This window comes from Pseudomonas sp. W5-01 (genome assembly GCF_046540435.1).
Lineage (GTDB): Bacteria > Pseudomonadota > Gammaproteobacteria > Pseudomonadales > Pseudomonadaceae > Aquipseudomonas > Aquipseudomonas graminis_B.
This window is the reverse complement of record NZ_JAXCIP010000001.1, coordinates 358,429-370,070: the sequence shown is the minus strand read 5'-3', so window position 1 is coordinate 370,070 and position 11,642 is coordinate 358,429. Positions and strand designations below refer to the sequence as shown.

At 61.3% G+C, this 11,642-nt stretch carries 11 protein-coding genes; 8 read left to right on the top strand and 3 right to left on the bottom strand.

Annotated features, from left to right (window positions below; all coding sequences use genetic code 11):
• Positions 1-4 precede the first annotated feature (4 nt).
• From cobF to SLW75_RS01485, 3 genes are all read right to left on the bottom strand, one after another.
• Positions 5-766 carry a precorrin-6A synthase (deacetylating) gene (gene cobF, locus SLW75_RS01495; protein WP_410933320.1) on the bottom strand — a complete coding sequence of 254 codons (762 nt, stop codon included), beginning with the start codon at positions 764-766 and terminating at the stop codon, positions 5-7.
• 70 nt (positions 767-836) lie between these two features.
• Complete coding sequence (locus SLW75_RS01490) at positions 837-1,238, bottom strand: type II toxin-antitoxin system HicB family antitoxin (protein WP_296313292.1); 402 nt, start codon at positions 1,236-1,238, stop codon at positions 837-839.
• 36 nt (positions 1,239-1,274) lie between these two features.
• Positions 1,275-1,457: a type II toxin-antitoxin system HicA family toxin gene (locus tag SLW75_RS01485; RefSeq protein WP_410933319.1), complete on the bottom strand. Its 183-nt coding sequence runs from the start codon at positions 1,455-1,457 to the stop codon at positions 1,275-1,277.
• 247 nt (positions 1,458-1,704) lie between these two features.
• Between SLW75_RS01485 and SLW75_RS01480 the strand changes: the two genes are divergently transcribed.
• The 8 genes from SLW75_RS01480 (at position 1,705) to SLW75_RS01445 (ending at position 11,265) form a co-directional block, all read left to right on the top strand.
• On the top strand, positions 1,705-2,610 hold the full coding sequence (locus SLW75_RS01480; protein WP_065991394.1) for an AraC family transcriptional regulator: 906 nt from the start codon (positions 1,705-1,707) through the stop codon (positions 2,608-2,610).
• 242 nt (positions 2,611-2,852) lie between these two features.
• A complete protein-coding gene (locus tag SLW75_RS01475) occupies positions 2,853-4,175 on the top strand; it encodes an ABC transporter substrate-binding protein (protein ID WP_192135728.1) in 1,323 nt (440 codons plus the stop codon).
• A gap of 81 nt (positions 4,176-4,256) precedes the next feature.
• The gene (locus tag SLW75_RS01470) at positions 4,257-5,189 is read left to right on the top strand and encodes a carbohydrate ABC transporter permease (RefSeq protein ID WP_065991392.1); all 933 of its coding nucleotides are present in this window, start codon (positions 4,257-4,259) and stop codon (positions 5,187-5,189) included.
• 10 nt (positions 5,190-5,199) lie between these two features.
• Positions 5,200-6,033, top strand: a complete 834-nt coding sequence (locus SLW75_RS01465) for a carbohydrate ABC transporter permease (protein WP_065991391.1) — start codon at positions 5,200-5,202, stop codon at positions 6,031-6,033.
• A gap of 91 nt (positions 6,034-6,124) precedes the next feature.
• Positions 6,125-7,228: an ABC transporter ATP-binding protein gene (locus tag SLW75_RS01460; RefSeq protein WP_074885476.1), complete on the top strand. Its 1,104-nt coding sequence runs from the start codon at positions 6,125-6,127 to the stop codon at positions 7,226-7,228.
• Positions 7,229-7,262: 34 nt separating this feature from the next.
• Positions 7,263-8,780 (top strand): mannitol dehydrogenase family protein, encoded by a 1,518-nt coding sequence (locus SLW75_RS01455; protein WP_410933318.1) that lies wholly within the window; start codon positions 7,263-7,265, stop codon positions 8,778-8,780.
• Between the two features lie 23 nt (positions 8,781-8,803).
• Entirely contained in the window at positions 8,804-10,297 is a 1,494-nt protein-coding gene (gene xylB, locus SLW75_RS01450) for a xylulokinase (protein WP_410930250.1), read from the top strand.
• Between the two features lie 32 nt (positions 10,298-10,329).
• Positions 10,330-11,265 carry a carbohydrate kinase family protein gene (locus SLW75_RS01445; protein WP_410933317.1) on the top strand — a complete coding sequence of 312 codons (936 nt, stop codon included), beginning with the start codon at positions 10,330-10,332 and terminating at the stop codon, positions 11,263-11,265.
• Positions 11,266-11,642 lie beyond the last annotated feature (377 nt).

Sequence of the window (11,642 nt, the reverse complement as noted above, 5' to 3'; positions counted from 1 at the left end):
TTATCTAGCGGACGGCGCGGCGCAACAGGTAGGTGTCCATGATCCAGCCTTTCTCTGCCCGCGCGGTTTCACGCGCCTGACGTATCTGCGCGCTGACCTCGTGCAGCGGGCCTGAAATGAGCATCTCGTCAGGGGTGCCGAGGTAGGCGCCCCAATAGATATGCAAATCCTGATCGACGAACCGCTCGAAGGTGCAATGGGCGTCGAGCATCACCACACTGTTGCTGATGTATTCGCCCTGCTCCGCTGCAAGCTCCCGGCCGGTGGTGATGTGGATCGGCTCGCCGATGCGGTTCAGGCCGATGCGGTGCCCGGCGGCGAGCGCCTGCACGCTGGTGATGCCGGGAATGACCTCGTAGGCAAATGACTCACGGCCGCGGGCGAGCACCTGATCGAGAATCTTCAGGGTGCCGTCATACAGCGCCGGGTCGCCCCACACCAGAAACCCGCCGGTCTCGCCCGCCTTTACTTCATCGGCGATCAGTTGCTCGAACAACACGGCCCGCTGCTCGTGCCAGTGTTCGACCCCGCTGCGGTAAGACGGCGAATCGTCCTTGCGCCGGGGATCGCTCACCTGCACCAAACGATAGTCATGGCCCTCGATGTAGCGCTCGCAAATCTCCCGGCGCAACGCCAGCAGGTCGTCATTGGCGTAGCCCTTGTCGAGCATGAAAAACACCTGGGTGCGGTTCAGCGCCTTGATCGCCTGAATGGTGATGTGCTCGGGATTGCCTGCGCCGATGCCGATCAAGAGGATTTTTTTCATGGGGTGGCGGTTCTCTGAAGGCGTTCGCAGAAGGTGCTCCCAATACGCAGGGAAGCGGCATTCCGAGCATCTATTCGTGCAGCTCGCGCAACGCAGCTGTTGCCAGAAAGCCCGAGCGCGATCGGTAACGTTGATCGCTCCTGACACGGGCATCGATGCGCTCCAGCAGCACTTCCGGCAGTGTCGCATTGAACCGCACTGAGCGACCGAAATACGGTGTCACGTCAAATTCGACCACAGCCCACACGCCGCCTTGATAGTCCGGATTATGGATATGCGCGTCGATGTCCATCGGCTGCGGCAGCGCCTCGCCATCAGCGACCAGCCCTTCAAAATGCAGCGCCAGGGCTTCTTTCACATTGTCCAGCGCTTGGCCAATGGTCGCGCCAGCGGAAAAACAGCCCGGAATATCAGGCACGGTGACGCCGTACACCGAGTCGGGATCCTTATGTAAAACGACGGGTAATTTCATGTTTTTATCCTTCCGAGCCGATTTGCTTCGAGACATTCATTTGAGGCCGGCCTGCTTCAACATGCTGTGAACCGTCCCTTTTGGCAGGTCATCTTTGGGATGAGGGACCGTGACACGTCCCTGTTTTATCGGGTGCTTGTATTGACGATGACTGCCTTTGACCTCGACCACATACCAACCGTCGTCCTCGACCCTTCTGATCATGTCCCTGCTCCGCATCAGCCTATCCCTTTGTTGACTGATGTGGATAGTACACACCGCACTTTGTTGCGCCACCGCTTGGGAAATTGTTTAAGCGACGGTATGTAACGTGATCCCGAGACGATCCCGCTGCGCGCCCCTCTCTTGCTAAAGTCGGTCCCTCTGAAGTCGTGGGTTCATCTGCCTCTGTTTAACGCCTGTATCTGTATTCCGCCCGACAAATAGTGCACATTAACCTCACGCCATTCTCCAGACCGGCACACGCATGACCAAAACAACAAGAGTCACCGACCCCGCCTATGAGCTGATGGATGACCATAACGGTCTGTCGATCATCTACCGTGAGCACGGCTTTCCCTGTCCGCTGGTGCGCTGGCATTTCCACAAGGAATACGAGCTGCACCTGATCGTTGCGAGTTCCGGGAAGGTCTTCGTCGGCGATTACATCGGCAATTTCTACCCCGAGACGCTGTTCCTCACCGGCCCCAATCTGCCCCATAACTGGATCAGTCAGATCGCGGAAGACGAGGTCGTGCCCAAACGCGACATGCTGGTGAACTTCACCGAAGAGTTGCTCGAAAGCGGCAATCAGGTGTTTGCAGAACTCAAGGCCCTGGCGCCGTTGCTCGAGCGCGCCCGGTACGGCATTGAATTCCGCTGCAAGCGGACCGTCCGCCAGGCCACCAAGCTGATGCAGAAAATCGCCGACACCACGGGCATGACCCGGCTGGGGCACTTTTTCATTTTGCTGGAAGTGCTGGCGGCCAGTGATGATTTCCAGTTGCTGTCGGGCACCACCGCGTCCCAGCTGTCCGACGATCACGCCGTGGAGCGCACCAACAAAGCCGTGGAATACATCTTCACCCACTACGCACGCGAACTGCCGCTGGAAGAAGTGGCCGAATACCTGGGCATGAAGCCGACCTATTTTTCCCGTGTGTTCAAGCAGGCCACCGGGCGCTGCTTTGTGGAATTCGTCAACCGGCTGCGGATCAGCAAGTCCTGTGAATTGCTCGCCGATGGCGACCGGCCGGTGACCGACGTCTGCTTCGAGTCAGGTTTCAATAACATCTCCAACTTCAATCGACGCTTCCAGAAACTCAAAGGCATGACCCCCTCGCACTACCGACGCCTCGCTGTACAGCGCCTGACCGAACAAAACCTGTACTGATTCGTTGCCCCGTCGCACCCATCAACTACGCTGGCACTGCTCCGCCCCACGCACTGGCGCAGTTGTGCAGCGCGCCCGTCGGAAACCCCAGTGCAAAAAAGTATCATTTCAAGTGCGCCGCAGGATTTGTCAACCAGCGCGCACAAGGCTGTAATCAGCTGACATTCTTCCTGGCCTCCGGAAGAAACAAAAACAATAACCAAACTTCTGACGTCCGCCTGGGCGCAGAAGAGGAGTGATAAATGAAGACCTCTGCAAATGTTCTCCTCGCCGGTACCTGTCTGACCCTCCTGTCCCTCTGCACCACCGCCACGGCGGGTGATGTGACCATCGCCACGGTCAACAACAGCGACATGATCCGCATGCAGCGGCTGTCCAAGACCTTCGAAGAACAGCACAAAGACATCAAGCTCAAGTGGGTGGTGCTGGAAGAGAACGTGCTGCGTCAGCGCCTGACCACCGACATCGCCACCAAAGGCGGCCAGTTCGACGTGTTGACCATCGGCATGTACGAAGCCTCACTCTGGGGTGCCAAGGGCTGGCTCAAGGAAATGAATGACCTGCCGGCGTCCTACGCGCTGGACGACGTGTTTCCTTCGGTACGCGACGGCTTGTCGGTTGACGGCAAACTCTTCGCCCTGCCGTTCTACGCAGAAAGCTCGATCACCTACTACCGCAAAGACCTGTTCAAAGCCGCCGGCCTGACCATGCCGGAGCGTCCAACCTGGACGCAGATCTCCGAATTCGCCGACAAACTCACCGACAAGTCCAAGGAACAGTACGGCATCTGCCTGCGCGGCAAGGCCGGCTGGGGCGAGAACATGGCGCTGATCACCACCATCGCCAACTCGTTTGGCGCGCGCTGGTTCGACGAACAGTGGAAGCCGCAATTCGACCAGCCTGAATGGAAGAACGCGCTGACCTTCTACACCAACGTCATGAAGAAGGACGGCCCACCCGGCGCCTCCAGCAACGGCTTCAACGAAAACCTTGCCCTGTTCAACAGCGGCAAGTGCGCAATCTGGGTCGATGCCAGCGTGGCCGGCTCGTTCGTCACCGACAAATCACAGAGTAAAGTCGCCGACAGCGTAGGTTTCACCTATGCGCCGCACGAAGTCACCGACAAAGGCTCGGCATGGCTGTATTCGTGGGCTCTGGCGATTCCGACCAGCGCCAAGAACGACAAGGACGCCCGCGCCTTCACCGAATGGGCCACGTCCAAAGAGTACGCCGCGCTGGTCGCCGAGAAAGACGGCGTGTCCAACGTGCCGCCAGGCACCCGCGCATCGACCTACACCGATGCCTACAAACAGGCTGCGCCGTTCGCCAACATCACCCTGGAATCCCTCAAGGCCGTCACGCCGAAGGCGCCGACCCTAAAGCCGGTGCCGTATGTGGGCATCCAGTTGGTGACCATTCCCGAGTTCCAGTCGATCGGCACCTCCGTCGGCCAACAGTTCTCGGCAGCACTGGTGGGGACCTCCAGCGTGGATCAGGCATTGACCAGCGCGCAAAGCGTGGCGGAGCGTGAAATGAAGCGCGCGGGTTACCCGAAAAAGGGCTGACACCCGCTGCTTGACGGCGGCAGGCGCTGATTGCCTGCCGCCCACGTTCACGCTCACGCTTCTGCCCGGTCCGGAGTCAACATGAACACCTCAACCCTCACCCCGCGCACCGCCGCGGCTGACGATAAGTCGTCTGCCAAGGGCAGCGTCACCAAGCCCGGCTGGTTTCTGGTCAGCCCCTCGGTGCTGTTGCTGCTGGTCTGGATGATTGTGCCGCTGGGCATGACCATCTACTTTTCGCTGATCCGCTACAACCTGCTCAACCCTGGCGAAAACGAATTCGTCGGGCTTGAGAACTTCGAATTCTTCGTCACCGACGCAGGCTTTCTGCCCGGCGCCATGAACACGCTGTTGCTGGTCGGCAGTGTGCTGGCCATCAGCGTGATCCTCGGCGTGCTGATCTCGGCGTTGCTGGAAGCCAGTGAGTTTCTCGGTCGCGGCATCGTGCGCGTGCTGCTGATCTCGCCGTTTTTCATCATGCCGACGGTCAGCGCGCTGATCTGGAAGAACCTGATTTTCCACCCGGTGTCCGGGATTCTCGCCTGGGTCTGGAAGCTGTTCGGTGCCCAGCCGGTGGACTGGCTGGCGAATTACCCGATGCTGTCGATCATCATCATTGTGTCGTGGCAGTGGCTGCCCTTCGCGATCCTGATTCTGATGACCGCCATGCAGTCCCTGGATCAGGAACAGAAAGAAGCGGCGCGTCTGGATGGCGCCGGCCCGATCGCCATCTTCTGGCACCTGACCCTGCCGCACCTGGCGCGCCCAATCGCCGTGGTGGTGATGATCGAAACGATCTTCCTGCTCTCGGTGTTCGCCGAAATCTTCACCACCACCAACGGCGGCCCGGGCTTCGCTTCCACCAATCTGGCGTACCTGATCTACAACCAGGCACTGCTGCAATTCGACGTGGGCATGGCATCGGCGGGCGGCTTGATTGCCGTCGTGATTGCCAACATTGCCGCGATCATCCTGGTACGGATGATCGGCAAAAACCTCACCGACAAGTCTTGAGGGCAAGGCCATGATGACGCTCAAACAATCCCGTCGCCTGCAAAGTGCCCTGCTCGGCACCTTGTCGTGGCTGATCGCGGCGCTGATTTTCTTCCCGATCTTCTGGATGGTCCTGACCAGCTTCAAGACCGAGATCGACGCGTTCGCCACGCCGCCGCAGTTCATCTTCACACCGACCCTGGAAAACTACCTGCACATCCAGGAGCGCAGTGACTACTTCCACTTCGCCTGGAACTCGATCCTGATCTCTTTCAGCGCGACGATCCTGTGCCTGCTGATCGCGGTGCCGGCGGCCTACTCCATGGCGTTTTTCGAAACCAAACGGACCAAGGGCACGCTGCTGTGGATGCTCTCGACCAAAATGCTGCCGCCAGTGGGCGTGCTGATGCCGATCTACCTGCTGGCCAAGACCTTCGGCCTGCTGGATTCGCGCATTGCGCTGATCGTGATCTACACGCTGATCAACCTGCCGATCGTGGTCTGGATGATTTACACCTACTTCAAGGACATCCCCGGGGAGATTCTCGAAGCGTCGCGGCTGGACGGTGCCACCACGCGCCAGGAAATCTTTCGCGTGCTGATCCCGATCTGCAAGGGCGGGCTGGCATCGACGGCGCTGCTGTCGCTGATCCTGTGCTGGAACGAAGCGTTCTGGTCGCTGAACCTGACATCTTCGAATGCCGCCCCGCTGACCGCGTTGATCGCCTCGTATTCCAGCCCTGAAGGGTTGTTCTGGGCCAAATTGTCGGCGGTGTCGACCCTGGCCTGCGCGCCAATCCTGATCTTCGGCTGGATCAGCCAGAAACAATTGGTCCGCGGGCTGTCGTTTGGTGCGGTGAAATGATCGAAACATGATGGTTCCCACGCTCCGCGTGGTAACGATCCCGGGCAGATTTTTAGCCTCTGAACTTTGAAGAATAAAACTGGAGCCCCTCATGGCTAACCTGACAATCAGAAATCTGCAAAAAGGCTTCGACGGCCACCAGATCATCAAAGGCATCGACCTGGACGTGAAAGACCGTGAATTCGTGGTCTTCGTCGGTCCGTCGGGCTGTGGCAAATCCACCCTGCTGCGCCTGATCGCGGGCCTTGAAGACGTTACCAGCGGCAGCATTGAACTGGATGGCCGCGAAATCACTCAAGTCACCCCGGCCAAGCGCGACCTGGCGATGGTGTTTCAGACCTACGCGCTGTACCCCCACATGACCGTCGGCAAAAACCTGTCGTTCGCCCTGGATCTGGCTGGCACGCCGAAGGCCGAGGTCAAGAAAAAAGTCGATGAAGCCGCGCGTATCCTCGAGCTGGGCCCGCTGCTGGAACGCAAGCCCAAGCAGCTGTCGGGCGGTCAGCGCCAGCGCGTTGCAATCGGTCGCGCCATCGTGCGCAACCCGAAAATCTTCCTGTTCGACGAACCGCTGTCCAACCTCGACGCCGCCCTGCGCGTCCAGACCCGGCTGGAGTTGTCGCGCCTGCACAAAGAGCTGCAGGCAACGATGATCTACGTGACCCACGATCAGGTCGAAGCCATGACCCTGGCCGACAAAGTGGTCGTGCTCAACGGCGGTCGCGTCGAACAGGTCGGCTCGCCGCTGGAGCTGTACCACCACCCGGCCAACCTGTTCGTCGCAGGTTTTCTGGGCACGCCGAAGATGGGCTTCCTCAAGGGCATCATCAGCGGCGTCGAGGCCTCCGCCTGTGAAGTCACCCTGGACGCCGGGACAAAAGTCCTGCTGCCCTTCACCAACGCGCAACAGAGCGTCGGCGACTCGGTGACCCTGGGGATTCGCCCCGAGCACCTGGAGCTGGCCAACGAAGGCGACTGCCAGCTGACCGTCATCGCCGACGTCAGCGAACGCCTGGGCAGCGACACCTATTGCCACGTGCGCACCACCTCCGGCGAGCCGCTGACCATGCGCATTCGCGGGGACCTGGCCAGCCAGTACGGCGAAACCCTGAAACTGCACCTCAACAGCGCCCATTGCCACCTGTTCGACGCCCAGGGCCAGGTCATCCGCCGCGCCCTGCAGGCCGCAGCCTGATCCCTCGCACTCCACCGCATTCGGGAACACCGTCATGAAACTGAACAAGCAGAACCTCTCCAACCTGGGCGCCGGCATCGCCATCCCGGCCTACGCCCTCGACGAGCGTCGTCAGGGTATCGCGCACATCGGCGTCGGTGGTTTTCACCGCGCCCATCAGGCGTTTTACACCGACGCGCTGATGTCCCTCGGCACCAATGAAGGCAGCGGCGAAGGCCTGGACTGGGGCATTTGCGGGGTCAGCCTGCGCGAGGAAGACCGCGGCAATTTCGAAGCGCTGAAGGGCCAAGACTTCCTCTACACGCTGTTCGAACTGGGCGACACCCCGGACACCGAAACCCGGGTGATCGGCGCCATGAGTCAGATGCTCATGTCCACCGACAGCGACCTGGCGCTGATCGACAAACTCGCCAGCCCGGGCATCCGCATTGTCTCGCTGACCATCACCGAAGGCGGCTACTGCATCGACGACAGCACCGGCGAATTCATGAGCCACCTGCCGCAGATCCAGTACGACCTCGAACACCCCGCCACACCGAAAACCGTGTTCGGTTATCTGTGCGCCGCCTTGACCCGCCGCCGCGCGGAGGGCACACCGGCGTTCACCCTGATGTCCTGCGATAACCTGCCGCACAACGGCGCGGTGACACGCAAGGCCCTGCTGGCCTTCGCCCAACAGCGCGACCCGGAACTGCATGACTGGATCGCTGAACACGTCAGCTTCCCCAACGCCATGGTCGATCGCATCACGCCGATGACCAGCACCGCCCACCGCCTGCAACTGCACGACCAGAAAGGCATCGACGACGCCTGGCCGGTGGTCTGCGAACCCTTCGTGCAGTGGGTACTGGAAGACAAGTTCGTCAACGGCCGTCCGGCCTGGGAAAAGGTCGGCGTGCAGTTCACCGACGACGTAACCCCGTACGAAGAAATGAAGATCAAGCTGCTCAACGGCAGCCACCTGGCGCTGACCTACCTCGGCGCGCTGAAGGGCTATCGCTTCGTCCACGAAACCATGAACGACCCACTGTTCGTCGAGTACATCCGCACCTACATGGACCTGGACGTCACCCCGCAACTGGCGCCGGTGCCGGGCATCGACCTGACCGAGTACAAACAGACCCTGATCGACCGCTTCTCCAACCAAGCGATCGCCGACCAGCTTGAGCGGGTGTGCTCCGACGGCTCGTCGAAATTCCCGAAATTCACCGTGCCGACCATCAACCGTCTGATCGTCGACAGCGGCAACATGGACCGAGCCACGCTGGTGGTTGCGGCCTGGGCGCTGTACCTGCAGGGCAATCGCAACGGCGACTTCACCGGCGAGAACGGCGTGCCGTACACCGTCGTCGACCCGCGCGCAGACTTCTGCAAGGCGCTGGTGGCCGATGACGTGCTGGTGACCCAGCGCCTGCTGGAGGTGGAAGAAATCTTCGGTGCGGCGATTCCACAGTCCGCCGAGTTCGTGGCATCGTTCGAACACAACCTGAACAGCCTGAAGCAATTGGGCGTCAGCAAAACCCTGGAAAACCTGTTAGCGAAAACCGCCTGAGCTTCATAGGGGAAGAGGTGAATATGTTTCTCGGCATCGATTGCGGTACCCAAGGCACCAAAGCGATTGTTCTGGATGCGGTCAGCGGCAAGGTTCTGGGCGAAGGCTCGGGTGCGCACCACATGATCAGTGGCGCGAACGGTCGCCGTGAGCAGGATGTGCAGGAATGGCTCGATGCGTTCGAGCAAGCCACGGCCGCGGCCCTGCAGCAGGCCGGGGTGTCCGGCGCGGACATCCAGGCCATCGGCGTGTCCGGGCAGCAACATGGCCTGGTCATGCTTGACGAAACAGGCCAGGTGCTGCGCCCCGCCAAGCTGTGGTGCGACACGGAATCCGCGCCTGAAAATGATCGGCTGCTGACGTATCTGGGCGGTGAAGCCGGGTCGCTGGAGCGCCTGGGTATCGCCATCGCGCCGGGCTACACGGTCTCGAAACTGCTGTGGAGCAAAGAGCAGTTTCCCGAGCTGTTTGCCCGCATCGACAAAATTCTGCTGCCCCACGACTACCTCAATTACTGGCTCACCGGCCGCAGTTGCAGCGAGTTCGGCGATGCATCCGGCACCGGTTATTTCAACGTGCGCAGCCGCGCATGGGACCTGGACATCCTTCAGCACATCGATCCCAGTGGCCGGCTGGTCAAGGCGCTGCCGGAGCTGCTCGAGGCGCATCAGCCGGTCGGCACAATTCTCCCCGCGATCGCCGAGCGACTGAGCCTCAACCCGAAGGCCATCGTCTCCAGCGGCGGTGGCGACAACATGATGGGCGCCATCGGCACCGGCAATATCGCACCGGGCTCGATCACCATGAGCCTGGGTTCGTCGGGCACGGTCTACGCCTTCGCCGACGCCGGCAACGTCAGCGCTCAGCCATCGGTGGCGACCTTCTGCTCTTCATCGGGCGGCTGGCTGCCACTGATCTGCACCATGAACCTGACGAACGCCACCAGTGCCTTCCGCGAGCTGTTCGCGCTGGACATCGGCGCGTTCAACGCAGCCGTGGCGTCCTCGCCGATTGGCGCCCAGGGCGTGCTCGTGCTGCCCTTCCTCAACGGCGAACGCGTGCCCGCCCTGCCCCACGCCACCGGCAGCATCCTCGGGCTGGACAGTACCAACCTGACCCAGGCCAACCTGTGCCGGGCGGTGGTCGAGGGCACCACCTTCGGCCTGCGTTACGGCCTGGACCTGTTGCGCGACAGCGGCATTAAGAGCGATAACATCCGCCTGATCGGCGGCGGCGCGAAAAGCGCGGTCTGGCGGCAGATTGTGGCCGACATCATGGACACGCCGGTCATCTGCACCACCGGCACCGAAGCGGCAGCCCTGGGCGCAGCGATCCAGGCGGCGTGGTGTCATTCACACCTCGATGCCGGTGGTGACGGCGACGGCGAGTCGCTGCAGGCGCTGACCGAGCGTTGCGTCAGCCTCGACCCGGCCAGCGAAACCCGGCCGGTTGCCGAACACGTTGCGGCGTACCAAGCGGTTTATCAGCACTATCGCACTCAATTGCAGGGCCTCTGACGGACAGCCCCGTCGGCCTTTATGGAGCAACTATGTATCTGGTCTGTGGCGAAGCACTGTTCGACTTTTTCTGTCAGCCGGACAGCGGACAACGCAACAAAGTGGGGTATCAGGCCATCGCCGGCGGTTCGCCGTTCAACGTCGCGGTGGGGCTGCGCAGGCTGGGCATCGATGCCGGTTTTTTTGCCGGGATTTCCAGCGATTACCTGGGCAAGCGCCTGACGACCGTGCTCGCGGAAGAAGGCGTGCGCGATGACTTTCTGGTGCCTGTCGACGCACCCACCACCCTGTCGATGGTCGCCGTGGGCGCTGACGGCTCGCCGCAGTACAGTTTTCGCGGCGAAGGCTGCGCTGACCGGATGCTGAGCGTCGAGCATCTGCCGACGCTGGACGAGAGCGTGCGTGGCTTGCACGTGGGTTCGTTCTCGCTGGTGGTGCAGCCGGTCGCCGACGCGCTGCTGACGCTGGTGCGGCGGGAAAGCGGCAAGCGCTTGATCACGTTCGATCCCAATGTGCGCCTGAATCCGGCGCCGAGCATCGAGCTGTGGCGCAGTCAGGTGGCGAAGTTCGCCGAGCACGCGCACATCATCAAGGTCAGTGATGAGGACCTGGAGCTGTTGTATCCGGACAAAGAGGCGGCAGCGGTGACCGAGGGTTGGCTGAAGGACAATTGCCAGTGGGTGATCATGACCCGCGGCCGTCAGGGCGCCACGGTGTTTACGCGGGATTTGGGCACGTGGTCGGTGGCGGCGCGCAAGGTGGAGACGGTGGATACAGTGGGTGCCGGGGATACGTTTCAGGCGGCGTTGATTGCGTTTCTGACGGAGCGGGGTCTGGACGAACCCGCCGCGCTGGCGGGGGTAGATAAGCCAACGCTGACGAAGATGCTTGAGTTTGCGGTGGCTGCGGCGGCGGTGACCTGCACGCGCGAGGGGCCGGATTTGCCCTATCGGGCGGAGGTGGTCTAGGCGACTGGCCCTTCTCAGATCAAGATCAACAGCGTCTGCCTGGGGGCAGACTGTTTCGCCTTCGGCGCCTTACTTTTGAAAAGCACCAAAAGTAAGCAAAAGTGCCTGCTCTCGGTTTGGCCCTTCCTTCGTCAGGGTTCCTTCACTCCGGTCCCGCTCCGTGGGCCCGCCGCCATCCGCCATCCATGGCGGGGGGCGGCTCTCGCGGCATCCATGCCGCTCGGCCCACTCCACGAGACCTGCGTTCAGCCTGCACCCAAGTCGCGATTGGCGGTGACTGAGCCTTTTGCGTAGGAAGATCAAAAGCGCGCTTACGCTTAGTAGGACCGGCTTTAGCCGGGAAGAGGCCACCTCAAGCGCCGGCATTTTTGCTGATA